Raw genomic sequence first — 25,914 nt, forward strand, 5'->3', positions numbered from 1 at the left:
GTCCGACGACGACGGCGAGCTATCGCCGTCGTCGTTCGCACTCCGACGCTCGCTCAGCTATGACGCGAAATTCTCCGACGCTCGCTCGCGTTTGGCGCGAAATTCTCCGACGCTCGCTCAGCTATGACGGGAAATTCATCGACGCTCGCTCGCGTTTGGCGCGAATCGCAACCCAGCGGCTTGCGAACTACCCCGCCTGCTCCAAAAGCCGCACCGCGTCGTCGTCGGTCAATTGTTCGAAGTGCTCGTAGAACGCGCCCACGGCATGGAATTTGCCCGGCGTGTGCAGGCACATCATGAAATCGCACACCCGGCTGATGGACGCTTGGGCTTCGAGGGATGACACGGGGACGGCGGTTACCACAGTCGCCGCGCCTCCCGCGCGGACGGCCTCGACGGCGGCGCGCATCGTTGCGCCCGTGGCGAGTCCGTCGTCGACAAGGACAACAGTCTGGCCCGAGAGATCGAAGCTGATACCCGGGTAGGTCGTCACTCGCCGCAGGAGTTCTCCGCGCTCGCGTGCCTCCACAGCGTCGAGCGAAGCCTGGGTGATTCCATGCCGAAGCATGCGTTCGGCGAGGGGCCGGTTGAGGATGCGGACGATCCTGCCGTTGGACCAGGCGAGGGCGCCGAACGCAGTTTCCTCGCGGCCCGGGATGCCGAGTTTACGTACCAGCATGGCGCCGTATGGCTGGTGGAGCTCGACGGCGGCAGCCGCCGCCACGGGGACTCCACCGCGGGCGAGGCCCAGCAAGATGGTGTCCGGGCGATGCCGGAGCTGCGGAAGGCCTGCTGCCACGCGGCGTCCGGCGTCCGCACGGTCCTTGAAGCGCATGCCCATTCGTCTCACTTCCACGTCATCCAGCGCTGAATCAAGCCTACCTTTGTTGCCGGGACCGCTCTGCGCTGCCACGATGGGCCATGTGAACAAGCCGATCGGTTACTGGACCAAACGCCTGGACGCCGCTTTGGAGGCGCACCTGGACAGCACCTTGGCGAGGTTGAAACTCAGCCGGAGGCAGTGGCAGACGCTCAACGTCCTGGCCGAGACAACCATCAGCCCCGATGATCTTGACGGAATACTCAACCCTTTTTGGGGCGGCGACACGCGACGTCGCGAAAACGAACTCGCCGCCCTGGTCGGCCGCGGCATGATCATCATGGTGGACGATCGCCTCAGCCTCAGCGAACTGGGCCACGCAAAACATACGGAAGCCCAAAAGCTCGTTGAAGAATCCCGGCGGGACCTCTCGATGGGGATCGGTATCGACGAATACGCCATGGCCGTCAGCGTGCTGGAGCGCATGACGCTCAACGCCGAGCGGCTGGCGGGTAGCGCAGCCGCTCCGCCACTATCAGCCGCTCCGCCACCGCCTAGACGCCGAGGAACGCCACCGCAGCGTCCTTGAAAACCCGGCTGGTCACGGCGTTGCTGTGGTTCCGCCCCGGTACGAGCAGTTGTTCAACCATGCCCCCGGAATGGGAAGCGATCGAAGCGAGCTCCGGCATGGTGACGGCGCGCTCGTCCTTGTCGCCGGCCACCAGGAGCATCGGCATGTGGGGCACGGCTTCGGCAGGATCGAAGGGTTCGCCCTTGATGGCCTCGATGAGCGACAAGAGCGCAAAAAGATCGTTGCTCGGCAAGAGCTGTGCCATTTTGAGCAACCCTGCCGTGGACTCGTCTTCAATGGGTGTGCCGTCCGCGAGGTAGCGCTGGGCTGCTCCGAGATCGAACGACGCCAGGGGGTCTTCCTTGTTCGGGCCGCCCAACACCAGCCGGTGCACGAGTTCGGGCTGGGTTGCCCCGAATTCCCAAGCGAGCCGGGAGCCCAAAGAGTAGCCGATGACGTCGAGCCCGCTGGTAGGGTCACCGGCGCGCACGGGGCGCGCACCGGCGTCGGCGACTATCTGGAGCAGGTCCGCGCGGATCCGGCTCGGGGAGTAGGAGTCCAGGTCCTCGGGCGAGCTGCTCTGGCCGTGCCCCGGAAGGTCCACGGTGATGACACGCCGGCCCGCGGACTTGAGGGTGGAAATCCAGCCTGTGTCGCCCCAATTGAGTTTGGTGGACGAGGAGAAACCGTGCAGCAGCAGCACGGGGCGCAATCCGGCGTCGGTCCCTTCGGCAGGCTCATGGACTTCCACGAACAGATGCGGATCTGTCCCTTCCACAGTGTGGATGTGCTCTTCCTTGTGCCTGCCGCTCATGGTGTCAGTCCTCATCAAGTACGGCGCTCAGGCGGACCCGGCGCTTCGGTGCGTCATCCTTGGGAACGGTGCCCACGATACCGGCAGTATTGTCCGGCACCTCGAACACCACCAGCGGTTCACCGACGTTGATGGTCTCGCCCGGCGCTCCGTGGATACGGATCACTTTACCCGCCTGCGGGCTCGGCAACTCGAGGGCGGATTTACTCGTTTCCAGCTCCACGAGCGGCTGGTTCCGTTCCACCTGGTCGCCGGGGGAGACGAGCCAGTCCAGGACGGTCGCTTCGATGAGGCCTTCGCCAAGATCGGGCAGGGGGAAGCTGATTTCAGCCACGTCGATACTCCAGTACTCGTTGGATCCCCAGGAGGATGCGGTCAATGTTCGGAATGTATTCGTCCTCCAGGTCGCCGGAGGGATACGGCACATCGAAGCCGGTGACCCGTTCGACGGGCGCCTTGAGCGTGTCGAAGCAGCTTTGCGTGATCAGCTGGGCCACTTCGGCCCCCAGCCCGGAGGTCAGCGGAGCCTCATGCACGACGACGGCGCGCCGCGTCTTTCCGACGGAAGTCGCCAGTGCTTCGGCATCGATCGGCTTGAGCCAGCGCAGATCGAGGACCTCGACCTCGATTCCGTCTTCCGCGGCGAGTTCGGCAACCTGCTGGCACCGGGCAACCATGGCACCCCAGGCTACGAGGGTCAGGTGGCGGCCCGGCCGGACAACGCGGGCGCCGGTGAGGGTACCGCCGTCGGAGGCGTCCACGTCGCCCTTTTGCCAGTACCGGGACTTCGGTTCCATGAAGATCACCGGGTCAGGCCGCGAGGCGGCGTACTTGAGCAGGTGGTAGGCATCGTGCGGGTCCGACGGCGAGACCACCTTGAGCCCCGGAACGTGCGCGAAGAGTGCCTCGAGGCTTTCGCCATGGTGTTCGGGGGCGCGGATGCCGCCGAAGCTGGGTACGCGGAGCGTGATCGGCATCGGAAGCTTGCCCCGGCTGCGGTAGTTCATCCGGGCGATCTGGCACACGATCTGGTTGATGGCGGGATACGCGAAGCCATCGAACTGCACCTCCGGAATGGGGTGGAAACCGGCCATGGCCAGGCCCACCGACATCCCCAGGATGCCCGATTCCGCGAGCGGCGTGTCAAAGACCCGGGATTCACCGTGCTTGGCCTGCAGTCCGTCGGTGATGCGGAAGACCCCGCCCAATCGGCCGCAGTCCTCGCCGAAGACCACCGTCTTCGGATCGGCCGAGAGGATCTCGTCCAGGGCGCGGTTGAGTGCCTGCTGCATGGAAAGCTTGACGGACTGGTTCTCTGTGGCTGCCCTGGCTTCGAGGGTGGCTGTGGTGCTTTCAGACATGTTCTGACTCCTCGCGCCAACGGGTGGCCTGGTTTTCAAGGGCGGGGGTGGTTTCCTGGAAGACGAAATCGAACATCTCGTTGCCGGGCCGGGGCCCGAGGGCTTCGATTCCGATGCGGATGGCTTCTTCCTCTGCCCGGGCTGCTTGGTTGGCGGCGGTGAAGAACGCCTCGTCGGCTACGCCTTCGGCCAGCAAACGCTTGCGGAGGCGTTCCAGCGGATCCTCGCCGGCGTCGATGCGCTCGTCGTCGAGGCTCCTGTAGCGGCCGGGATCGTCGGCGGTGGAATGCGGACCCCGGCGGTAGGTCATGGCTTCGACCACAACCGGACCCTTTCCTGCGCGGCAGTGGGCGAAGGCGTTGCGGGTGGCCTCGTGGACGGCGACCACATCGTTGCCGTCCACCTGGATGCCCGGGATTCCGTAGCCCGCGGCTCGGGCAGCTACCGAACCGCCGGCCACCTGCCGCTCGGTGGGCACGGAAATCGCCCAGCCGTTGTTCTGGATGAAGAAGACAACAGGTGCCTTCATCACGGCGGCAAAGTTCATGGCCTCGTGGACATCGCCCTGGGAGGACGCGCCATCGCCGAAGTAGCTGAGGGCCACTCCGTGCCCGCCGCTCAGGGTCTGGCCGTGGGCCCAGCCGACGGCATGAAGCACCGAGCCTGCCACGACGGCCTGGATGGGCGCGAGGCCGCTTGCCAGGGGATCGTACATGCCGCCGTGCCACGTTGCTTTGTGGGTGGACATGTACGCCACCATGTCCACGCCCATGGTCCTGGCGACACCCATCTCGCGGTACGTCGGGAAGGCGAAGTCGCGGGCAGTGTCGAGGGCGTAGGCGCTGCCGACCTGGGCGGCTTCCTGGCCGAGTTCCGGAGCGTAGCCGGGGATGATTCCCTGGCGCTGCCAGGCAACGGCCGAGGTATCGAGGTATCGAACGGCAGCCATCAGGGAATAGAGCTCCCTGAGCTGTCCGGGGGACAGGGGTGCGGCGTCGGCTGCGGCCACGACGGGAAGAGATGAGTCCATGGACGTGACCGTAGTCACTGTTCGGAACGTAGGCAATCCGCCTATTCGGGGCTAGTCAAACTGCCATAGACTGCCAGCTTTCCCCTGGGGACACATAGCAATTTGCGCACCTCCCAACTAACTCCCCACCGCCACCCTCGCCTCGCAAGCTCGGCCAGGGAACCCCGGCGGCGTGGGCCCTGCAGTTGTTGTCGTTTTGAGGGCTCAAAACGACATCAACTGCTAGTTGGTTGGTCAGCTTAGGCGTTTCGTGCGGACTTCACCTTGGCGCCGATCCGGCAGGCAACGGCGATGCACGCGATCAACAGGAACGTGCCGATCAGCTGACCGGCGCTCTCGGCATTCGAGAAGCCCACCACGAAGATCAGGGCAAGCAACGCCAGTCCGAATACCGTAAGGAAGGGGAATCCCTTCATGCGAAGCGGCAGTTCGGTTCCTTCGCGGTCGGCGCGCCGGCGCAGGATGAACTGGGACACGAGCGCAGTTCCCCAGACTACGAGGCACGTGGACCCGACAAGGTTGAGCAGGGCGGGGAGTACGTGGTCGGGGAACAGCAGTTCCAGAATGGTGGCGATGAAGCCGAATGCAACGGAAACCCCGACGGCGGCCATGGGCACCTGGGCGCCGCGCAGCCGTGACAGGAAGCCAGGTGCTTCGCCGCGTTCAGACAAGGAGAAGACCATGCGTGAGGCGCCGTAGAGGTTTGCGTTGAGCGCGGAAAGCAATGCCACGACGGCGACGAGCGTGATGGCAGCGCCGGCTCCCGGGATGCCGGCAAGGTCCAGGACGCCGGCGAACGGCGACTTCAAGCCTTCGGAATCGGAGGGCAGTACTGCTGCAATGACGAAGACCGAACCAATGTAGAAGACCAGGATGCGCCACACCACCGTGCGGATGGCTTTGCCGACGCTGTGTGCCGGGTTCTGCGTCTCCGCAGCAGCCACGCTCACGATTTCGGTGCCCCCGAAGGCGAAAATCACTACGAAGAGGGCTGCGGCAATTCCGGACCAGCCGGACGGTGCAAAGTTGCCGGTCAGGTTTGCGAGGCCGGGGGAAGCTACGCCGGGCAACCAGCCGAAGAGCAAAGCTGCGCCGATGACGAGGAAAGCGACAATGGCCGCGACCTTCAGGATGGCGAACCAGAATTCGAACTCACCGAAGTTCCGGACCCCGGCAAGGTTGATCGCGGTAAAGGCCACCATGAATACCAGCGCCAGCGCCCACACAGGAATGACTGGCCAGACGGAGAAGAGCAGCCCTGCTGCGCCGAGTGCCTCCGCGGCGATGACCACTACCAACTGCAGCCACCAAAGCCAGCCGACCGTGGACCCGGCCGTCCTGCCCATGGCTTTTTCCGCGTACACCGAGAAGGCGCCGCTGTTCGGGTTGGCGGCTGCCATCTCGCCTAGGGCCCACATCACCACGATGATCAAGGTGCCCGCCACAAGGTAGGAGATGAGCACTGCCGGGCCGGCGGCGTGGATTCCGGCGCCCGAACCGAGGAAGAGTCCCGCGCCGATGGCGCTGCCCAAGCCCATCATGGTGAGCTGGCGCGGCTTCATCGAGTGGCCAAGGCCTCGCGAAGGAATGGAGGGTCGAACAGCGGTGGACTTCGTTGTCATTCGTGTTTGCCTTCTTGTGGATGGTTTGTTCGCTGGTCCTCGTAGGACTTATCGAATTTACCGCTTCCGGATGAAAGTGGCGAAAAACACACTCGTGAGAGGATGGTTACAAGCTGGAGCGGCATCTGGGCATGAAGTGCCGATTTGTACATCCCCTTGGGCGGAAGCAGGAAAAACTGATGGTTGTGGACGAGTTGGATGCCAAGATTGTCCGATTTTTCACAGACTCGCCGAGGGCGTCCGTTCTGGAGGCATCGAGGGTCTTGAAGGTCGCCCGTGCCACGGTCCAGTCGCGGCTGGACCGGATGGCCGAGCGCGGAGTGGTGGCTCCCTGGGTTCCGCAGCCCGATCCTGCCGGCTTCGGCTATCCGGTGGTCGCCTTCTGCTCGCTGACCATCAACCAGGACCTGGGGCACGACGCCGTCGTCGAAGCTTTGGCAGCGATCCCTGAACTCATTGAGGTCCACACCGTTTCCGGTAGTTCGGACCTCATGGTGCGGGTGGTGGGCAAGTCGAACTCGGACCTGCAGCGCGTGCTGGACAAGCTCATCGCCACCAAGACCGTGCTCCGTTCGTCCTCGGTGATCGTGCTGAATACGCATTTCCAAGGCCGCACTTTGCCCCTCCTGGAAGCTGCCGCCAAGGAGAACGCGGGCTGAAACATTTGGACACTGTCCGCCGACAGTCGTACCATTAGTTCTAGTCAATTTGACTATAACTAGTTTTCTGATCCCTACGGCAAAGAAGCGGGGTGAATACCGTGTACGCCACCTCCGCGAATGTCGCAGAGCGCAGGCTCGCGCCGCCGTCGTTGGCCATATCGACGGTGATCTTCGCCCTCCGCCCCAGTGAAAGCTCCGGCCGCCCCACGCTGTGGTTGCCTCTTGTGCGCCGCATCCGCGAACCGTTCAAGGACATGTGGGCATTGCCCGGCGGACCGCTCCAGCACGACGAATCCCTCCAGGATGCCGCGTCCCGCAACCTGCGCGAAACCACGGGGCTGGCTCCCCAATACCTCGAACAGCTCTACGCTTTCGGCGGCCTGCACCGCTCGCCCGCCCAGCGGGTCGTGTCGATTGTCTACTGGGCCCTGGTACAGCCCACGGAAGCCGCCCTGGCCGACGAATCCGAGAACGTCCGGTGGTTCCGGGCCGATAGGCTCGCGGAATTGGCCTTCGACCACAACGCGATTGTGGACTACGCCTTGTGGCGGCTGCGCAACAAAATGGCCTACGGGTCCATCGCCTATCACTTGCTGGGTGAATTCTTCACCCTGGCACAGGTCCGCGAAGTCTACGAGGCTGTCCTGGACCGTCAGCTGGATCCGGCAAACTTCCGCCGGCAAATCAAGGGAACACCGGAAATCGAGGAAACCGGTGAATACCTTCAGGGCGGAAAACACCGCCCGCCCCGCCTCTACCGCTTCACCGGCACGCCCGGACTCGGGCCAGACAACAGGAGTACACCATGAGCAGCGTCAATACAGCTATCCAGCTGATCACCCGGGAAGAAGCCGAAAACGGCCGTTCCGCGGCCGGGTCGACGTGCAGCCCCGCTCTGGCCAAGGGCCCCTGGGAGTACGACCTCGCCGAAGCCCTCGCAGGCATCCCCGCTTACGGTCCCGGTGCGTCCAGCGCCGACGACGCTCCGAAGGCCACGCCCCGCCAAGGCCAGTTGCCCGAAGAGTACAAGCTGGCCAGCGACGCCGAGCTCGACGCCCGGATCCGTACCGCCAAGGAGACGCTGGGGGACCGGGCTGTCATCCTGGGCCATTTCTACCAGCGCGACGAAGTTGTCCAGTACGCGGATTTCGTGGGCGACTCCTTCCAGCTCGCCAACGCTGCCCTGACCAAGCCCGACGCCGAGGCCATCATCTTCTGCGGTGTTCACTTCATGGCCGAAACAGCCGACATCCTGTCCAGCGCAGACCAAGCCGTGATCCTGCCGAACCTGGCCGCCGGCTGCTCCATGGCCGACATGGCGGACGAGGATTCGGTGGAGGAATGCTGGGAGCAGCTCGAGGAGCTCTTCGGGACCGCCCCCGATTCCGAAGGCCGTGCCCCGGTCATCCCGGTGACCTACATGAATTCCTCGGCCGCATTGAAGGCCTTCTGCGGACGCAACGGCGGCATCGTCTGCACGTCCTCCAACGCCAAGACGGTGCTCGAATGGGCCTTCGAACGCGGCCAGCGGGTCCTCTTCTTCCCTGACCAGCACCTGGGCCGCAACACGGCCAAGGCGCTAGGCGTCCCGCTGGAGCAGATGCCCATGTGGAACCCGCGCAAGGAACTCGGCGGAAACGACGAACAGACCCTGCTGGATTCCCGCGTCATCCTCTGGCACGGTTTCTGCTCCGTCCACAAGCGTTTCAACGTGGGCCAGATCGAGAAGGCACGCGCCGAATTCCCGGGCGTGAACGTCATTGTGCACCCTGAGTGCCCCATGGAGGTTGTTGACGCGGCAGACGGCGCAGGCTCCACGGACTTCATCAAGAAGGCCATCGCCGCCGCGACCGAGCCCACCACTTTCGCGATCGGCACCGAGATCAACATGGTGAACCGCTTGGCCGCGGAGAACCCGCAGCACACCATCTTCTGCCTCGACCCGGTGATCTGCCCTTGTTCCACGATGTACCGCATCCACCCCGGCTACCTCGCCTGGGTGCTCGAGGAACTGGTGGAGGGCCGCGTGGTCAACCGCATTACTGTGGACGATTCGGTCAAGGACAACGCCAAGATCGCCCTTGAACGCATGCTCGCAGCTCGGCCGCTCTAGGCCACATCCCGTACCAACCAGTCGAATCGAGCCTCACATGACTGCAGAACGCATTCCCGGCGCCCCGGCGCGGCGGCGGCTCGTCGTCGTCGGGAGCGGCATCGCCGGCCTCTACTCCGCGCTGCTGGCCGCCGAGGCCGGTGCGGAGGTCGTCCTGCTCAGCAAGGGCGCGCTCGCGGACAGCAATACCTTCTTCGCCCAGGGCGGGATTTCGGCAGTGCTGGACGAACCGGCCCCCGGCGATACCGTCGCCGCGCACATCACGGACACCCTCACAGCCGGCGCGGGCCACTGCGATGAGGAGGCCGTGCGGGTTCTGTGCTCCGAAGCTCGCCTCGACATCAGGGGGCTGGAGCGTTTCGGCGTCCGTTTCGACGCGGACGACGACGGCGATCCCGCCTTGGGGCTCGAAGCCGCCCACTCCGCGCCAAGGATTCTCCACGCCGGTGGAGACGCCACGGGTGCCGGGGTGGCGAACGCACTCATCCTGGCAGTCCTTGACGCACAGGACGCCGGGAAGATCCAGGTGCTGGGACATTCACAGGCGACGTCACTGATCCAGTCCGAGCGTCGCGTGACGGGCGTTGAATTCCTGCGCAACGGCCGCCTTGAGAGCGTATTCGGCGATGCCGTGCTGCTGGCCACCGGCGGGGCGGGGCAGCTGTTCGCCCAGACCACCAACCCCTTGGTGGCAACGGCTGACGGACTCGCGCTCGCATGGCGGGCAGGCGCGGAGCTCGCGGACCTGGAGTTCTTCCAATTCCACCCCACGAGCATGGTCCTCTCCGCTGCAGGAAAACCGGCTCCCTTCGGCGCCGATCCGCTCCTCATTTCCGAAGCCGTCCGCGGCGAAGGCGCCATCCTGGTGGACGCGAACGGCGAACGGTTCATGCCCCGCTACCACCCCGACGCCGAACTGGCGCCGCGCGACGTCGTCTCCCGCAGCATCGCCCTCCACCTTGCGTCACTTGGTGATCCCAACGGCCACGTCTTCCTTGACGCCCGGACCGTGGAAGCGAACAAGGGGAAAGGCTTCCTTGAGAAACGCTTCCCCACGCTCAGCGCCCGGACCCGCGAAGCCGGAGTCGACTGGACCCTTGAGCCAGTTCCGGTCGCCCCTGCCGCCCACTACTGGATGGGTGGGGTGGTCACGGATCTCCACGGCCGGACGTCTGTACCTGGCTTGCTTGCCGCCGGCGAAGTTGCTTGTACCGGGGTGCAGGGCGCCAATCGCTTGGCTAGTAACTCGCTGCTCGAAGGGCTGGTCTTTGGACGGCGGGCTGTTGAAGGGTTCCTTGGGTGGGCGCCGCCGAACGGCGGGGGGACCGACTCGCTAGTTCCCTCGGCGCCTGCGCTCCGGTCTCTCGCCGGCGAACGCCTCGCAAGCTCGGAGGCCGGCGTGGACCTCTACGCAACAACGGCGCTTTCGGGAACCACCGAGCCGACCGGGGCGCTCGTGTGGCAGCCTGAGCTCGTTCCGGAGCCCTTTAGCCGGGCCGCCCTTCGGCGGTTGATGACTGCCAAAGCCGGGGTGCTTCGGACCGGGGGGTTGCTGCGGGAGGCCGCTGAGGCACTCAACGCTTGGGCCGACGTCGTGCTTCCTGAGAATATGCCGGACTCGGTGGATTCCGTGGTTCACGAGGATGCCAATTTGCTCCTGGCTGCGCAGTTGTTGGTGCGGGCTGCGGGGGCGCGGCGGGGGTCGTTGGGGGCGCATTATCGGAGTGATGCGGTCGAAACCCCGCGTGAAGAAATTGTTCAGAGATACACGATCCGCCGGAAAGCGAGCCTCGTCAATGACTAGCCTGACCCTCCCCGCAGCACCCGTCCGGGACATCCTGGAGCGGGCATTCGCGGAGGACGCGCCGAGCGGCGATATCACCTCGCAGCTGCTCATTCCCGCCGAAGCCCGGGCCACCGCCGTGCTCAATGCCCGGGTTCCGGGGGTGTTCAGCGGCGGAACGGTGTTCCGTGACGCCATGCTGCTCGTCGACCCGGACACCGAAGTGGAGCTGCTGCTCGCGGACGGTGAAGCGTTCGACGCCGGAACCCACCTGGCGCGGGTCAGCGGCCGGGCACGCTCGGTGCTGCTCGCCGAACGCGTCGGGCTCAACCTTGCCCAGCGCATGAGCGCCATTGCCACCAAGACCGCGGAATTCGTCAAGCTGGTCGACGGTACCAAGGCCCGCATCACCGACACCCGGAAAACTACTCCCGGGCTGCGGGTATTGGAACGCTACGCCGTGCGATGCGGCGGAGGAGCCAACCACCGCTACAGCTTGTCCGATGCCGTGCTGGCGAAGGACAACCACTTGGCAGTGATGACCGGTGGCGATTCCGCGAAACTCACTGCACTGCTGAAGGCCGCCAAGGCCCAACTGGGCCACACCACGCACTTCGAGGTGGAAGTGGACCGCGCCGAGCAGATCGAACCCGTGCTGGCGGCCGGTGTCGACACGATCATGCTGGACAACTTTTCGCTTGAGGAGCTCCGTGCCGGCGTGAAGCAGGTGGCGGGCCGCGCCGTCGTCGAGGCGAGCGGCAACGTCAACGTCAACACCGTGGCGGACATCGCGGCCGCGGGAGTCGATGTCATTTCGATCGGCGGACTCACCCACAGCGTCAGCGCGCTGGATCTCGGCCTGGACGTGACGCTCGACGTGGCGCCGGACCCATCCCTGGCTCTCGGCTGACACCATGATCTTCCTCGACGCCGCGGCGACCACACCGGTCCGCAGGGAAGTCCTCGAAGCCATGTGGCCGTATCTGACGGGGGAGTTCGGCAATCCCTCAAGCCATCACAACCTCGGCGAAGCAGCCGCGAACGCGTTGTCCGGGGCACGCGCGGCGGTAGCGAAGGCTCTGGGCTGCCGGCCGGGGGAGATCACCTTCACGTCCGGCGGCACCGAGGCGGACAACCTGGCGGTGAAAGGAATTGCCCTCGCGAGACGTGCGGCGGATCCTGCCCTGAACCGCGTTGTCATCAGCGCCATCGAGCACCCTGCCGTCGAGGAATCCGCACTCTACCTGCAACGCGTCCACGGGTTCGAGGTGGATGTGGTCCCCGTGGACCGGAACGGTGTGGTGACGGTTGAGGCGCTCCGGGCCGCGCTGAGCCCGGAGACGGCCCTCGTCAGCATCATGTATGCGAATAACGAGATCGGGACCGTGCAGCCCGTGCGGCAACTTGCCGAGGTTGCCGCGGAACATGGTGTGCCGTTTCACACGGACGCCGTCCAGGCTGCGGGCTGGCTCCCGATTGGCGTCAAAGAACTTGGGGTCGACGCGCTGAGTATCTCAGGCCATAAGCTCGGCGCACCGAAGGGCAGCGGCGTACTCTATGCCAAGGGCAGGCTGAGACTTGAACCGCTCGTCCATGGCGGCGGGCAGGAGCGGGGCAGGCGCTCCGGGACCGAAAACGTGGCGGGAGCCGTCGCGCTGGCCACGGCGCTGACGCTCGCCCATGCCGGGCAGTCCGGACTTGCCGGACGTGTCACGGAGTTGCGGGATGCCTTCATCCGCGCTGTCCTCGAGGCGGTGCCTGGTGCCGTGTTGACCGGCCACCCCTCGCAACGCTTACCGTCCGTCGCGTCTTTCTGTTTCCCCGGCACCAGCGGGGAGTCGGTGTTGCTTGAGCTTGAGCGGCTCGGGGTGGTGTGCTCCAGCGGATCGGCCTGCGCCGCTGGATCCGACGCCCCCTCTCCGGTCCTGCTGGCCTTGGGAATCGAGCCCGAGGTGGCCCACACAGCTGTGCGTTTCAGCTTCGACTCCACGGTGACGTCAGCGGAACTGGACCAAGCCGCGGAAGCCGTGGCTGCCGCCGTCGGGAGCGTCCAGGGGCTCGGCCGCCGCTGACGGTCCCCACCCCAAGTAACTCGCATTTGTTGTCGTTCTGAGCCCTCAAAACGACAACAAATGCGAGTCAGTTGGGAGTCAAACGTGGCGGGCCCGGCGGAAAATCCAGTGCCGCAGCATCGTGAACCGCACGGCCGTCGCGACGAATCCGGACAGCGTGGTGGTCCAGAGGTCCTCCTCGAGGGTTGCCCCGGGCCGGAATGCATGCAGCACGCCCAGGCTCCCGCCCGTGATGACCAGCGCCACGGCGATCACGATCAACCCGTTCAAGTGGTCCCGCGTCCTCTTCCGGTTGCCGCTGATCTTGAAGGTCAGCCGACGGTTCAGGGCCGTGTTCATGAGCGAGGTGATGATCAGCGCTGCGGCGTTGGCAGGTTGGGGTCCCAACCACGGCCTGAACAGCGCGTACAGTGCCAGCGAGGTGACGGTGCAGATGATCCCGACGCCGGTGAAACGGATGAGCTGCCTGACCACCGGATAGCGCAGCACGCCTTTGCGGCGCTTGCTTGTATTTGGCCTGGAAAGGGACGTCTGCCGCGTCTCAATTGCCGGCACGGCAGGAGGCTCCATTGCTCAAGCCTGTCATATCAAGCTGGGAATTTTCTCCCAAGTTGCTGCGATGACGGGGTTGGTGAGCTCTCCGATGCCCTCAATGCGGCAGCTCACAAGGTCTCCTGGCGCGATCCTGGCACACTCGGCGGGGAAGCCGGTGAGGACCAGGTCTCCGGGGTGCAAAGTCATGAACGACGTGAGGTAGACAAGGATCTCGTCCACCTTCCATCCGAGGTCGGCGGTGCTGGCCGTCCGCAATTCCCTGCCGTTGTGCACGATGCCGATCGAAAGATCACTGTCATTGAGGTCAGTGACGATCCACGGTCCCGCAGGGGTAAACGTGTCCTGGCTTTTCGCGCTGATCCACAATTCGTCGGTCTTCTGCAGGTCCCGCGCCGAGACGTCGTTGCCGATCGTGAAACCGAGGATGGCGTCGCGCGCGTTGTCGAGTGTGAGTCCGCGGACTTTGCGCCCGACGACGACGGTCAGTTCCGCTTCGGGGTCCACGTATCCGACGCCGGAGGCGAGCTCGATGGCGTCGCCTGGTCCGATGACGCTTGTGGCGGCCTTGTGGAACGCCTGCGCAGGCAAATCCCGGCCTGGCTGGCCGGTGTTGTGCGCCATGCCGAAGACGTTGGCGGGAACAGACGGCGCCAGGAACGTGAACACATCCTCGGAGACACGAGAGCCTGCAACCCAACCTGGCCGCCCTGCGCTGCTGCTATTTGCCGGCGACCCGGGGAACGGACTGTCCACCACCGTCCAGCTCCGGCCTTCCGCGGAAGCGAAGTCGGCGGCGTCGTTTGCTACGAAGAACTGTTCGTCCGGTGAGGTGGGGGAGAGCGGGCGGACGCGGGCGATCCGGCGTGCACGTGAGGAAGTCATGAAGACATCCTACGTCCTTGAACCTCTTGAGGCGGCAGGTTTAGACGGGCAAGTAGAGCTCGCCCACGGGGATATCCGCGGCCAGGCGATTCGCGGGCCCGGCCAAGGGGCAGGCCCAGGCCTCGTTGTAGGCGCAGGATGGGTTGTAGGCGAAATTGAAGTCGAGCACGAACTCCTGTTGCCCGGATCCTCGAAGGCCGTGGAAGGCTCCCTTGATGGTGTCCAGCAAGTAGCGGCCGGCGCCGTAGCTTCCTCCGGGTTTGCCGGCCGTGGCGTCGCGGAAGGGCACGAAGATGCCGCCGCCGTAGCTGCGCAGGCGCCACACGGCCAGCGAGCCGAGCTCGTCGAGGTCGAAGGTGCCGAGGCGGACAAACGGCACCACGCCGTCGGTCCCGGTCTGGACGTTCATCTCCTGGCCCGCGCCTTCCGGCGAAAGGGCGGCATAGCGGCGGAACCGGGGATCGTAGTCCGCGGTGCGCAAGCCCGAAAAAGCCTGCTTGCTGGCGGGAGTCAGCGCCGAGGCCGGGTGGGTACCGAACATGCGGTCCCGTTCCTGGCGCCAGTACACGTGGGCTTGGAAGGGGTCGTCCATCGCGATCTTGCGGACGTCGTCGTACAAGGCGAATGTGCGCAAACGCCAGTCTGCGATGTCCACGGCGGAAATGTCCGCCACACTGTTTTCGTCCTCATCGAGCAGATCGGGAGCCATGCGTCCAGCCTAGTCCTACCGCGCGGGCCGAAGCGGCGGCCCGTAGGGCATCGGCTGGGTTTGCAGGCGCGAAACGCCGATCCGGAGGGACGGGCAGCGGCTCGGCGCCGCTAGGCTGGTGCGCATGAGAGCAAAGCGGATCCCGTTGAAGTTTTCAGTCGCCGTCCTCGGTGCGCTCATTGTGGTCGCCGCCGCCGGCTGTAGTTCCGAGGGCAAGGGCGGCGCCGTCTGGACAGCCCGGTCCAGCAGTGCGGCTCCCGGGAGCGCAACGCCGTCGGGCCCAAGCACAGCCGCGCCGTCGGGCGGTTCCAGTGCCAGCCCTTCCGCAGGAAGCACCGCGACGGCGGGGGCGACTGCCGCGGCGTGGAAAACGTACTCGGATGCGGCCAAGAAGGTCAGCTTCGATCTTCCGAGTGACTGGATTGCGCAATCGGTCACGCCCGACGCCGGTTCCATGCCGGGCGCCCTGAAGATCGAGGTCAAAGACGCCAAGGGAGGGTACCTGGCGACCCTTCACACCGGGCTGCCCTCGGCGAGTCCGGCTGACTGCAATCCGGCCGCCAAGCGTCCTTACGTCGTGGTCAGCAGCGTGCCTATTGACCTGCCCCATGCCGACGGTGATTCCACGATCCCGCCGCACGTGGTGTTCCGGGTCATCCAGGGCTATAAATTCTTCGGTTCGTACGGCATCACCAACCTGGTAGCCGGAACCGATGGGCAGGCCTGCCAACTGCGGAACCTTGTGGTGGGACCTGCAGGAAAGGGCAACTACTACTTCGGGGACATGCAAGCCGTGCATGCCTTCGCCACGGATGAAGTAGTTGCTCCCGCGAAGTCCTTCGACACCTTGGACCAGGCCGCCAAGTACGTTGACCAGAGCTCGGAATTCGCCAACGTCCAGCGGATGCTATTGTCTCTGAAGGTCAATCTGTAGAACCAAGGTTGATAGACATTCGTCGGCGCCAACTCTGCCCAATTAGTGGGTTGTCCAGCCGCAACACTCCGGAGATCCATGGAACGCAACGTTGCTGCCCAGCTCGTTTTCAAGACCGTCGCCAACACCAAAGTGGCCATGGCAATCGCCGTGGCCAGCAATCCGGGCTATGACTCGTTGACCGAAGAGCTGTCCGTCACGGTGGAGGGCGAAGCTGTTCCGTTCACTGAGTTGAGGGACCATCACGGCGGACGCTTCCAGTACATGGAGTTCGAAGAACCCAGCGAGGTAACGGTTGATTACCGTGCCTCGGTGGAGGGCTTGGGTGCCCCGGATGAGTCCTCCCGTATGGAACTCATCCGCTACGTGCGGCCCAGCCGTTATGCCGAGTCCGATCGGCTCCTTCCGACGTCGTACGCCGAGTTCGGCGGGCTCCACGGCGAAGAACTGTTGCAGGCAGTCCGGAATTGGGTCCACGACGAGCTCCGCTACGTCAGTGGTTCCTCGCGCGGGACGGATGGAGCGGTGGAGACGCTCCTGCACCGCAAAGGGGTTTGCCGGGACTTCGCCCACCTTGCCATTGCCCTCCTGCGTTCCAAGGACATCCCCGCCCGGCTTGCGGCGGTGTACGCGCCAGGACTGAGCCCCATGGACTTCCACGCCGTGGCTGAGGCCCACATCGACGGAACGTGGTACGTGATCGATCCCACCGGCTTGGCCCCGCGCGAGTCCATGCTGCGCATCACGGCCGGACGCGATTCCTCGGACACCGCGTTTCTGTCCACGGTGGGCGGCAGCCTGTCATTGAAGAGCCTGAAAGTCACCGCGGTGGTGGCCGACGAGCTGCCGGATGAGGATCCGGCAAAGCTCGTCGTCCTCCGCTAGCCTTCGCGCGGCTGCTTGTGCGCGACGAACACTTGCAGCTTTTCCGTCAGGCGAAGGAGCTCACGCTGCTCCTCGGCTGTCAAAGCCGGAGCCACAAGTTCGGCGATGTCGCGGACGTGCTCCCGCCCGATCTCCTTCTGCAGTTCCTGCCCGGCCGCGGTAAGCCCCAGTAGGATGCCGCGTCCGTCGTCGGGGGCGATGCTGCGCTCCACGAGCCCGCGCTTCTCCAACCTGTCAACCAGCCGGCTCAGGCTGGACTGGCTGAGCAGGACGTGATCGTTGATCTCGTTCAGCCGCAGCTTGCCCGTGGGGCAACGGGAAAGAGTGAACAGGACGTCGTACTCCTTGATGGGCAGTTTCTTGAATGCCTGCCCGGCCTGGAGGCGGCGCATCACCGCCACCTGGGAGCGGAACAAGGACTCCCAGGTTTCGGCGGCGAGGCGCACGGCGGACGAGGTGGGCGCTGTGGTGGTCACGGGGTCCGCCCGGCGGAATCGGTAACCGCCTCGCTGGCCGAGGCGATCACGGACGCTGCCACCCGGGATGCATGGGTGGGTGCGTCGGGCACGTGGGCCGGCTTGCGGTCCTCGAATTCCTTGCGCAGGACGGGCAGGACTTCCTCGCCGAAGAGGTCCAGTTGTTCCAGGACGGTCTTGAGCGGGAGGCCCGCATGGTCCACGAGGAACAGCTGGCGCTGGTAGTCGCCGAAGTATTCGCGGAAAGTCAGGGTCTTTTCGATGACTTCCTGCGGACTGCCGACGGTCAGCGGTGTCTGGGACGTGAAGTCCTCGAGCGAGGGCCCGTGGCCGTACACCGGTGCATTGTCGAAGTAGGGGCGGAACTCCTTCACGGCATCCTGGGAATTCTTGCGCATGAAGAACTGCCCGCCGAGGCCGACGATGGCTTGGTCTGCGTTGCCGTGGCCGTAGTGCTCATAGCGCTCGCGGTACAGGCCGATCAGCTGCTGGTAGTGCTCCTTGGGCCAGAAGATGTTGTTGGCGAAGAAGCCGTCGCCGTAGTAGGCGGCAAGTTCCGCGATCTGCGGGCTGCGGATGGAGCCATGCCAGACGAAGGGCGCGACGCCGTCGAGCGGGCGGGGCGTGGAGGTGAAGTTCTGCAGCGGGGTGCGGAACTTGCCGCTCCAGTTGACGGTGTCTTCATCCCAGAGCTTGCGTAGCAGGGAATAGTTCTCGATCGCGAGCTCGATCCCGTCCTGGATGTTCTTGCCGAACCAGGGGTAGACGGGGGCAGTGTTGCCGCGGCCCATGATGAGGTCCACGCGTCCATCCGCCAGGTGCTGGAGCATCGCGAAGTCTTCGGCGATCTTGACGGGATCGTTCGTGGTGATCAGCGTGGTGGACGTTGACAGCGTGATGCGTTCAGTCTGCGCTGCGATGTACGCCAGCGTGGTGGTGGGGGACGATGAGAAGAAGGGGCGGTTGTGGTGCTCGCCGATCGCATAGACGTCCATGCCGATCTCTTCGACCTTCTTGGCGATCGCCACGGCGGCCTTGATGCGCTCGTTCTCCGTGGGGGTGTGGCCCGTGGTGGGGTCAGTGGTGATGTCGCTGACGCTGAATACGCCGATCTCCATGATGTGCCTTTCTGCCTGCCCGATTTGGTGTCCGGGCTCTGCCAACAGTCTATCCCAAAATAGATGCATTTGCATGTATCACTGCCTGCAACAGGGTGAGGCATCATTTTGTTCCCGGTGTGTCGCCCTACTCGGCGGGGCTGGAGGCGGATCGGCGGCCGGAGACTTTGGGAATCATTCCGGTGGTCCAGTCCAGGTGGTCGCCGTCGCCGTGGCCCGCGACCCCGTCCTGCGCGACGTCGGGGCGTTGCGTGAGTGCCTTGAGGAGCGCTTTCTTCTCCCGCCGGCCTTCGACCAGTTTGTAAAGGACGGGCACCAGGACGAGCGTCAACGCCGTGGACGAAACGAGGCCGCCGATGACCACAACCGCCAGCGGCCGGGAAATGAACCCGCCGCCTCCCGTGAGGCCCAAAGCCATGGGTGTCAGGGCGAAGACGGTAGCAAGCGCCGTCATGAGGATCGGGCGTAGCCGCTGCCTGGCTCCGTGGGTGATGGCGTCTGCCACGCTCATTCCGGGGCTGCCATCGTGTGGTTTGCGGTACTGGTTGATGAGGTCGATCAGGACGATCGCATTGGTCACGACGATTCCCACCAACATAAGCATGCCGATCAGGGAAGGCAGTCCCAGCGGAACGCCCGTGACCAGGAGCAGAGCGATGGCGCCCGTCGCCGCAAAAGGCACGGACACGAGCAGGATGAGGGGCTGGATGAGGGACTTGAACGCGGCCACCATGATGACATACACAATGGCGACGGCTGCCAGGAGCGCGAGCCCGAGCTGTCGGAAGGAGTCGGCCTGCTGCGTCGTGGCGCCGCCGATGGTGGCGGTAACGCCTGCCGGGAGCTGCACCGAGGCCAGCCGGTCACTGACTGCCGTGCTGACGGCGCCAAGGTTGGAGCCCGACGGCGTGACGGTCACCTTCGCGCTCCGCTGGCCGTTGCTGCTCGTGATGGAGACCGGGGTGTCAACTTGATCCACGGACGCGATGCTCGACAGCGGAACGGGCCCGGCCGGCGTCGGGAGATTGATGGCCCTGACATCGGAGATGCTGGTGAAGTGCGTGCCTTCGCCGATCTGCACCGGGAAGTCCGTGGTGTCGATACGGACGGTGCCTGCGGGGATAGGGCTGACCGTGGACGCGAGGACCCCGGCGACTTGTTCCTCGTTCAGCCCGGCGGCGACGGCCTTGGCGCGATCTACCTTCACCTGGACTACGGACTGGCTGGCATCCAGGTTGGTGGCTACCTCGGCACTCCCGGGCACGCCGTCCATGGCCTTCGCCACGGCGTCGCTTGCGGTCTTGAGATCCGCCGAGTTGGCGGCGTTGATGGTGATGTCGACGCTGGAAGAGGTGCCCAGCCCGCCTTGCTGTGCACCGACAGTGACCTTCCCGGGAGCCGAGGCACTGGCGAGCCGGGACCGGACCGTGTCCTGCAATTTCTGCTGGTCAGCCTTATCGTCAGTCACCACGGTGAACGTCGAGTTGGAAGCGCCGCTCGAGGTGAGCGCGGCGAATCCCGTTTGGGCGTTGCCTGACGTGACCTGGACGTCCTTGATGCCGTCTATCCCGCGGAGGACCGATTCCACCTGGGCGGCGGCGGCGCCGGTCTGTTCCAAGCTGGTGCCGGCAGGAAGGACCTGCCGGACGGTCATGCTGTTTTGGCCGGAGTTACCCAGCAAGTCGGTAGCGAGTAGGGGAGACATGGCAGCAGTCCCGCCCAAGACCAGCACAGCAGCGACGATCGTGATGACCGGGTGCTTCTGGGTCTTGGCCAGGATGGGCAAGTAGCCGCGCTGCAGGCGGCTGCGTTGCTCCGCCTCGTGCGCCTTGGATCGGGCGGCCTCGGCGGCACGGGCGTCCTCCGCAGCCGAAGCCGGCGACGGCGACTTGAGGAACCAGTAAGCCAGGACCGGAACGATGGTGAGGGAGACGAGCAACGAGGACAACAGGGCGATGGTCACCGTCAGGGCGAAGGGCCTGAACAGCTCGCCAGCCAGGTTGCCCACAAAGGCGATCGGCAGGAACACGGCAACCGTGGTGAGGGTGGACGCTGTGATGGCGCCGGCAACTTCGCGGATCGAATTGAGGATGGCCCCGAGCTTGTGCTCGCCGTAGCTGAGGTGCCGTTTGATGTTCTCGATCACCACGATCGAGTCATCCACCACGCGGCCGATCGCGATGGTCAACGCGCCGAGGGTGAGGATGTTGAGCGAGTAGTGGGTCGCCGATATTCCGATGAACGTGATCAGGAGCGACAACGGAATGGAGACCGCCGTCACGAGCGTTGAGCGTACGGACATCAGGAACACGAGGATGACCGCTACCGCGAAGCCCAGCCCAAGAAGGCCTTCCGTCGTGAGGTCCTTGATGGACTTTTCGATGTACGGGGCTTGGTCGAACACTGGCGTGAAGTGCGCATTGGAGCCGAGCTCGGCTTCCACCTGGGCAATGGAATCCTTCACGGCGTGCGAAATGGCAACGGTATCGCCGTCGGGCTTTTTCGTGATGGACAGGGCCAGCGTCGGCTTCCCGTTGGTCCGGGTAATCGAGGTTGCGGCGTCGTCCTTGATGCTCACGTCGGCAACGGAGCCGATGGTGGTTCCGCCCTTGGCGCCGGTGAGCGGCAAGCCCTTGATGACGTCGAGGGAGTCCACCGGGCTGCCGATTTGCAGGGAAAGGGTCTTGCCCTGGTCCTCGATGGTTCCTGCCGGTACCAGGGTCCCGTTGTTCTTGAGGGCGTTCGTGAGCGACTGGATCGTGGCGCCGCTCGCGGCCATGGCTTGGGCTTTGGGCTGGATCAGGATGTGTTGGGTGGCCCCGCCTGTCACGTCAGCGCTGCGGACCCCGTCCAGTTTCTGGAGCCGGGGAACGCTCAATCGCTGCAGGTCCGTGTTCAGCTCGCTGAGAGGCTTGTCCGAAGACACCGCCAGGTACACGATCGGGAAGTCGCTGATGCTGCCGGCAAAGGATCGGGGCTCGACGTCGGCCGGCAGCACACGCTTGGCGTTGGAGATGGCGCGGTCGATCTGGTTGCGCGCGCGGTCCAGGTTCGAACCGTAGGTGAACACCATGGAGATCTGCGAAACACCGTTCCGCGACGTCGACGTGGTCGATTCCAGGCCCTCGACGCTGTTCAGTGCTGCTTCGAGCGGGCGGCTGAGCTGCTTGTCGACAACTTCCGGCGACGCGCCCGGCATCGCCGTGATCACCGAGATCTGCGGGAACTCGATCGAGGGAATGAGTTCCTGCTTGAGGGACGACATGGTGATCACGCCGAACACCGCCGCGAAGACGGTGATCAGCGCGATCAGTGCCCTGTTCGCCAGTGAAAGCTTTGCCAGACGGAACATTGCACTGTCTCCTGGGATCTACGGTCTGTCTCTTGTCGTGAACCGGCCGCAGCCCGGACGGTTGCTAGTGCTGGACGGCGTCGGCAGGCTCGAGTTGGAGCGAACGGGCAGTGCTCGCTTCCAGCTCGGCCGCAAGGTCGGGATTGTCGTTTAGCTTGACGCCGTAGCCCGGCATCATTTCCTTGAGCTTGGACTGCCAGCCTTTGAAGTTCTTCCGGAAGGACCGCTGGAGCATCTCGATCATGATGGGGACGGCGGTCGAGGCGCCGGGGGAGGCGCCGAGCAGTGCTCCGATGGATCCGTCACGGGCCGTGATGACCTCGGTGCCGAACTGCAGCACGCCGCCCTTCTTGGAGTCCTTCTTGATAATCTGAACCCGCTGGCCTGCTGTGATGAGCTCCCAGTTGCCGCCGTCGGCCTGGGGGTAGTACTCGCGAAGGGACTCCACCTTGGCGTCGTGGCGCTTGGCCACTTCCTTGATCAAGTACGCGGTCAAGTCCATGTTGTCCTTGGCCACGGCCAGCATCGGGATGATGTTGCTCGGGCGGATGGACAGCGGAAGGTCAAGGTAGCTGCTCGTCTTGAGGAAGTTGGTGGAGAAGCCGGCGTACGGGCCGAAAAGCAGGGAACGCTTGCCGCCGACGTAGCGGGTATCAAGGTGCGGCACGGACATGGGCGGGGCGCCGACGGAGGCCTGGCCGTACACCTTGGCGCTGTGCTGGCTGGCGATGGCCTCGTCGGTGCAGCGGAAGAACTGTCCGGATACCGGGAAACCGCCGTAGCCCTTGCTTTCCGGGATGCCCGATGCCTGGAGCAGGTGGAGTGCTCCGCCGCCCGCGCCGACGAAGACGAACTTGGCGTGGATCCGGCTGTGTTCGCCGGAAGCGGGGTACTTGAGTGAAAGGTCCCAGCCGCCGTCGGAGGCTTTGCTCACATTGGTGACGTCGTGGCCATAGTTGACTTCAACGCCGTTCGCGGCGAGGTAGCCGGTCAGTTCGCGGGTCAAGGCGCCGAAGTCGACGTCGGTGCCTTCAGCGGCGCGGGTGGCGGCAACGCGCTGCTTGGCGTCGCGGCCCTTGACGATCAGCGGAGCCCACTTGGCGATCTGTGCCTGGTCTTCCGTGTATTCCATGCTGCGGAAGAGCGTGTTGGGCTTGAGTGCCTCGTAGCGGGTCTTGAGGAAGTCTGCGTGCTTGTCGCCGATGACGAAGCTCATATGCGGGACGGTGTTGATGAATCCCTTCGGGGAGCCGATCAATTTGTTGTCCACGAGGTGGGACCAAAACTGCCGGGAGAGCTGGAACTGCTCGTTGATGTGGAGGGCCTTGGACGGGTCTACCGAGCCGTCCTTGGCTGCGGGCGAGTAATTAAGCTCACAGAGCGCTGCGTGCCCGGTTCCCGCGTTGTTCCACGGTCCGGAGCTTTCCAGGCCGGCTTCGTCGAGTCGCTCAAAAAGGGAGATGGTCCAGCTGGGTTCGAGTTGCTTGATGAACGCCCCCAGGGTTGCGCTCATGATCCCGCCCCCAATAAGGACGACGTCAGCGTGGTGTGTCTTGGAAATGAAGGTCACGATCTATCTCCGATAGCGGCGGCACTGGCTGTCACAGAATATCCCCGCGTGGGCACATAACTGAAATTGCGGCGGGACGTCAAGACTTCAGGCGAACGTTTGTAAAAACTTCGTTTAAGACAGGCGATGCCGGGTACTTCTCGACGCGGTCGGAAAGGGCCAAAGCCGAGATCGGGAAGGCGATGGGTACCGCCGGGACGGTGGCAGCGATCTGCGCATTGATGGTCTGGTACTGCGAGTTGCGGTCAGCGCCGTCGGGGAGTCCCCGGGCCCGGTCGATCTTTGAGAAGACTTGGGGATCGCTGTAGCCGAACTCACCGTTGTTTTCACCGAAGAGGGTTCCAACGAAGTTGTCCGGGTCCGAGTAGGCGCCATTCCAGCCGAGCAAATGCAGCGCATGGTCACCGGGTGATTGGACCTTCTGGAGGTAGCCGTCGTCCCAGTTCACGGGCACCGGCTTGATGTTCAGTCCGATGGCGGTGAGCTCCGCGCTGATCTCCGCGTAGATCTTCTCCGGAGTGGGAAGGTAGGCGCGCGTGACATTGAGTGGGTAGTAGAACTTGAGCTCCTCGCCTTTGTAGCCCGACTTGGCGAGGAGTTGCTTGGCCTTGTCCGGGTCGTATCCCAAGGACGGTGCGTTGTTGTTGAAGCCGCTCAGCTTGGGGGGAACAAACTGGGTCGCAGGTGAGGTGTTGTCGATGAAGAACTTGTGGATAAGGGTGTCTTTGTCGATGGCCATCTCTATTGCCTGCCGCACGCCAAGGTTCTGGAGGGGCGCCACGGACTCGTTCATCCCCAGGTACATCACGGAGAACGGATCCCGTTGGACGATTTGCATGCCCTTCTTGACCAGTTGGTCAAAGGTGCCGGCGGTAACAAGGTCGTATCCGTCGATGGTTCCAGCGAGCAAGGCCTGGAGCCGGGCCTGCGGATAGTCGAACGGAATGAAGTTGACCGCGGCTATCTCTCCCCGGTCGCCCCAGTAGCCCTTGTAGCTGGTCAGCGTAATGCGGTCCTGGCTCCAGAAGGAGAAAACGTAAGGTCCCGTGCCCACGGGGTGGGAGGCATAGGCTGACGCCGGCTGGCCTGACAGCTTCTTGTCCAGGACGTCGGCCTTGCCGTCGGCCATTGCTTTCGGGGAGGACATCGCGAACGCCGGCAGGGTCAAAGCCTGAAGGAAGCCTGTGAAGGGCTTGGCCAGGTTGATTTGGACGTGATCGGGGGAGATGACCTTGCAGTTCTTGAAGAGCGAAAGCGAAGCGTCGTCCGCGAAGGATTTGAAGACGCTCTTGAATGCAATGCCCGGTGCCTGCTGACGCACGGTCGCCGGGAAATTGAACCAACGGTTGAAGTTGCTGCAGACGGCGGCGGCGTCAAAGACGGTGCCATCGTGGAAGGTGACTTTCGACCGCAACGTGAAGTCGTAGCTGAGTCCGTCGTTCCCTTGTGACCAAGAGGTGGCAAGCAGGGGAGTTGGTTGGCCGGTGGACGCGTCGACCCCCACAAGGCCTTCCATCACTTGCCGGGTCACGCGATAGGACTCGGAGTCGTTCGTCACGGCGGGATCGAGCCCAAGCGGCATCGACGGGGTGCCGAAGTTGAAGGTCTTGCTCGGCTCTGCCTTGGTGCTGCCCGCGGCCGAGGCTGACGGTGCCGGTCCAGGACTTACCGTGCACGAGGTCAAGGCCAGGGCCAGAAGGCCTGCGCCGATTTGTAGCGTGACTCGGCGAAGCTTGCTGCTTACCACTCTTGTCCCCTCAAGGCAGTTGGACGGGCTTGGGGCCCGCGGCAGCCGGACCGCGGTCCAGTCTAGTTCAGGGCCCTGAGTCCCGGCTGGAAACTGGAAGTGCCCCGGCCAAGGACCGGGGCACTTCCTGAATGTGCGCAAGGGGGGACTTGAACCCCCACGCCCGAAGGCACAGGAACCTAAATCCTGCGTGTCTGCCAATTTCACCACTCGCGCTGGTGTTGGTCTCCGGACCGGGATTCAGGGATTCCCGCCGCGGTCTTCTACCGGCCTCCATTGTACCCACGGTTTCGCGCCACCCATTCCAGCCGCGCCTATGCGGCGATGCGGTGGCTACTTGTCGAGTTTGAGGTCCCTGCGGAGTTTGGCGACATGGCCGGTGGCCCGCACGTTGTACTGGGCCAAGGCCACCTTGCCGTCGGGGTCCACCACGATCGTTGAGCGGATCAGCCCTTGGTAGGTGCGCCCGTAGTTCTTCTTTTCGCCCCACGCCGCATAGGCCTCAGCCACGTGGTGCCCCTCGTCGGACAGCAGTGGAAAGGTCAATGATTCTTCGGCCACAAACTTCTCCAGATCCTTCACGGTGTCCGGAGAGATGCCAAGAACCTCGTAACCGGCGGCCTGGAGGGTTGCGAGGGAATCGCGGAAGTCGCAGGCCTGCTTGGCGCATGCCGGGGTGGAAGCCGCGGGGTAGAAGTAGATGACTGTATTGCGGCCACGGTGCGACGCCAGGCTGACCTCGCGGCCCGCGTGGTCCTTGAGGGTGAAGTCCGGGGCAATGTCGCCTGGAATGAGTCGTTCAGCCATTTGTGCTCCTTGCTAGCGTTCGCGATCACTC

Annotated in this window: 24 protein-coding genes and 1 tRNA gene; 9 read left to right on the plus strand and 16 right to left on the minus strand. The window is 64.4% G+C overall.

Translation table 11 applies throughout. The features are described from left to right. Positions 1-187: 187 nt before the first annotated feature. A complete protein-coding gene (locus AC1DJB_RS03040; RefSeq protein WP_441432421.1) occupies positions 188-841 on the minus strand; it encodes a phosphoribosyltransferase in 654 nt (217 codons plus the stop codon). 82 nt (positions 842-923) lie between these two features. Here AC1DJB_RS03040 and AC1DJB_RS03045 point away from each other — a divergent pair, with 82 nt between their 5' ends. Further along, positions 924-1,409 (plus strand): MarR family transcriptional regulator, encoded by a 486-nt coding sequence (locus tag AC1DJB_RS03045; protein ID WP_441437133.1) that lies wholly within the window; start codon positions 924-926, stop codon positions 1,407-1,409. On the opposite strand, the gene AC1DJB_RS03050 is transcribed toward AC1DJB_RS03045, so the two are convergent. The 5 genes from AC1DJB_RS03050 to AC1DJB_RS03070 form a co-directional block, all read right to left on the minus strand. Then, entirely contained in the window at positions 1,375-2,205 is an 831-nt protein-coding gene (locus tag AC1DJB_RS03050) for an alpha/beta fold hydrolase (RefSeq protein ID WP_441432419.1), read from the minus strand. The genes AC1DJB_RS03045 and AC1DJB_RS03050 overlap by 35 nt on opposite strands. Positions 2,206-2,209: 4 nt before the next feature. Then, complete coding sequence (locus tag AC1DJB_RS03055; RefSeq protein WP_234747729.1) at positions 2,210-2,539, minus strand: biotin/lipoyl-containing protein; 330 nt, start codon at positions 2,537-2,539, stop codon at positions 2,210-2,212. Next, positions 2,532-3,566, minus strand: coding sequence for an alpha-ketoacid dehydrogenase subunit beta (locus tag AC1DJB_RS03060; RefSeq protein ID WP_441432418.1), 1,035 nt, complete (start codon positions 3,564-3,566; stop codon positions 2,532-2,534). The genes AC1DJB_RS03055 and AC1DJB_RS03060 overlap by 8 nt, the downstream gene beginning before the upstream one ends. Beyond that, the gene (locus AC1DJB_RS03065) at positions 3,559-4,596 is read right to left on the minus strand and encodes a thiamine pyrophosphate-dependent enzyme (protein WP_441432417.1); all 1,038 of its coding nucleotides are present in this window, start codon (positions 4,594-4,596) and stop codon (positions 3,559-3,561) included. Before AC1DJB_RS03065 ends, AC1DJB_RS03060 begins: the two co-directional genes overlap by 8 nt. Positions 4,597-4,835: 239 nt before the next feature. Continuing rightward, the gene (locus AC1DJB_RS03070) at positions 4,836-6,218 is read right to left on the minus strand and encodes an amino acid permease (RefSeq protein WP_441432416.1); all 1,383 of its coding nucleotides are present in this window, start codon (positions 6,216-6,218) and stop codon (positions 4,836-4,838) included. Positions 6,219-6,397: 179 nt separating this feature from the next. On the opposite strand from AC1DJB_RS03070, the gene AC1DJB_RS03075 reads away from it, so the two are divergent. The 6 genes from AC1DJB_RS03075 (at position 6,398) to AC1DJB_RS03100 (ending at position 12,848) form a co-directional block, all read left to right on the plus strand. Beyond that, entirely contained in the window at positions 6,398-6,877 is a 480-nt protein-coding gene (locus tag AC1DJB_RS03075; RefSeq protein ID WP_059387632.1) for an Lrp/AsnC family transcriptional regulator, read from the plus strand. 101 nt (positions 6,878-6,978) lie between these two features. Then, complete coding sequence (locus AC1DJB_RS03080) at positions 6,979-7,689, plus strand: NUDIX hydrolase (protein ID WP_113990543.1); 711 nt, start codon at positions 6,979-6,981, stop codon at positions 7,687-7,689. Continuing rightward, on the plus strand, positions 7,686-8,993 hold the full coding sequence (gene nadA, locus AC1DJB_RS03085; RefSeq protein WP_332601880.1) for a quinolinate synthase NadA: 1,308 nt from the start codon (positions 7,686-7,688) through the stop codon (positions 8,991-8,993). Before AC1DJB_RS03080 ends, nadA begins: the two co-directional genes overlap by 4 nt. Before the next feature lie 37 nt (positions 8,994-9,030). Continuing rightward, positions 9,031-10,797 (plus strand): L-aspartate oxidase, encoded by a 1,767-nt coding sequence (nadB, locus tag AC1DJB_RS03090; RefSeq protein ID WP_441432415.1) that lies wholly within the window; start codon positions 9,031-9,033, stop codon positions 10,795-10,797. Continuing rightward, entirely contained in the window at positions 10,790-11,686 is an 897-nt protein-coding gene (gene nadC / locus AC1DJB_RS03095) for a carboxylating nicotinate-nucleotide diphosphorylase (RefSeq protein ID WP_284988376.1), read from the plus strand. The genes nadB and nadC overlap by 8 nt, the downstream gene beginning before the upstream one ends. Positions 11,687-11,690: 4 nt before the next feature. Then, positions 11,691-12,848, plus strand: a complete 1,158-nt coding sequence (locus tag AC1DJB_RS03100) for a cysteine desulfurase family protein (protein WP_441432414.1) — start codon at positions 11,691-11,693, stop codon at positions 12,846-12,848. A 78-nt stretch (positions 12,849-12,926) separates the two neighbouring features. On the opposite strand, the gene AC1DJB_RS03105 is transcribed toward AC1DJB_RS03100, so the two are convergent. Genes AC1DJB_RS03105 through AC1DJB_RS03115 form a run of 3 tightly spaced genes read right to left on the minus strand, consistent with a single transcriptional unit; the run spans position 12,927 to position 14,994 of the window. Continuing rightward, entirely contained in the window at positions 12,927-13,418 is a 492-nt protein-coding gene (locus tag AC1DJB_RS03105; RefSeq protein WP_441432413.1) for a GtrA family protein, read from the minus strand. A 12-nt stretch (positions 13,419-13,430) separates the two neighbouring features. Continuing rightward, positions 13,431-14,285, minus strand: a complete 855-nt coding sequence (locus AC1DJB_RS03110) for a fumarylacetoacetate hydrolase family protein (RefSeq protein ID WP_441432412.1) — start codon at positions 14,283-14,285, stop codon at positions 13,431-13,433. Positions 14,286-14,325: 40 nt separating this feature from the next. After that, complete coding sequence (locus AC1DJB_RS03115) at positions 14,326-14,994, minus strand: DUF1684 domain-containing protein (RefSeq protein WP_307054181.1); 669 nt, start codon at positions 14,992-14,994, stop codon at positions 14,326-14,328. A gap of 124 nt (positions 14,995-15,118) precedes the next feature. On the opposite strand from AC1DJB_RS03115, the gene AC1DJB_RS03120 reads away from it, so the two are divergent. Together AC1DJB_RS03120 and AC1DJB_RS03125 are read left to right on the plus strand one after the other, a co-directional pair. Beyond that, positions 15,119-15,928 carry a hypothetical protein gene (locus tag AC1DJB_RS03120; RefSeq protein WP_441432411.1) on the plus strand — a complete coding sequence of 270 codons (810 nt, stop codon included), beginning with the start codon at positions 15,119-15,121 and terminating at the stop codon, positions 15,926-15,928. A 78-nt stretch (positions 15,929-16,006) separates the two neighbouring features. Then, positions 16,007-16,813, plus strand: coding sequence for a transglutaminase-like domain-containing protein (locus tag AC1DJB_RS03125; protein WP_441432410.1), 807 nt, complete (start codon positions 16,007-16,009; stop codon positions 16,811-16,813). On the opposite strand, the gene AC1DJB_RS03130 is transcribed toward AC1DJB_RS03125, so the two are convergent. The 7 genes from AC1DJB_RS03130 to bcp all read right to left on the minus strand — a co-directional run bounded on the left by AC1DJB_RS03130 (position 16,810) and on the right by bcp (position 25,883). Further along, positions 16,810-17,289 carry a MarR family winged helix-turn-helix transcriptional regulator gene (locus tag AC1DJB_RS03130; protein ID WP_441432409.1) on the minus strand — a complete coding sequence of 160 codons (480 nt, stop codon included), beginning with the start codon at positions 17,287-17,289 and terminating at the stop codon, positions 16,810-16,812. The genes AC1DJB_RS03125 and AC1DJB_RS03130 overlap by 4 nt on opposite strands. Then, complete coding sequence (locus AC1DJB_RS03135) at positions 17,286-18,407, minus strand: LLM class flavin-dependent oxidoreductase (protein WP_441432408.1); 1,122 nt, start codon at positions 18,405-18,407, stop codon at positions 17,286-17,288. The genes AC1DJB_RS03130 and AC1DJB_RS03135 overlap by 4 nt, the downstream gene beginning before the upstream one ends. Before the next feature lie 127 nt (positions 18,408-18,534). Beyond that, complete coding sequence (locus tag AC1DJB_RS03140; protein WP_441432407.1) at positions 18,535-21,759, minus strand: efflux RND transporter permease subunit; 3,225 nt, start codon at positions 21,757-21,759, stop codon at positions 18,535-18,537. Between the two features lie 64 nt (positions 21,760-21,823). Then, positions 21,824-23,329 (minus strand): malate:quinone oxidoreductase, encoded by a 1,506-nt coding sequence (locus tag AC1DJB_RS03145; protein ID WP_476909865.1) that lies wholly within the window; start codon positions 23,327-23,329, stop codon positions 21,824-21,826. 79 nt (positions 23,330-23,408) lie between these two features. Next, positions 23,409-25,076, minus strand: coding sequence for an ABC transporter substrate-binding protein (locus AC1DJB_RS03150; RefSeq protein WP_441432406.1), 1,668 nt, complete (start codon positions 25,074-25,076; stop codon positions 23,409-23,411). A 134-nt stretch (positions 25,077-25,210) separates the two neighbouring features. Beyond that, positions 25,211-25,292, minus strand: a tRNA-Leu gene (locus AC1DJB_RS03155). Between the two features lie 117 nt (positions 25,293-25,409). Beyond that, positions 25,410-25,883 (minus strand): thioredoxin-dependent thiol peroxidase, encoded by a 474-nt coding sequence (bcp, locus tag AC1DJB_RS03160; protein ID WP_284988366.1) that lies wholly within the window; start codon positions 25,881-25,883, stop codon positions 25,410-25,412. Positions 25,884-25,914: the final 31 nt, after the last annotated feature.

Source organism: Arthrobacter sp. 01T428, from assembly GCF_056398685.1.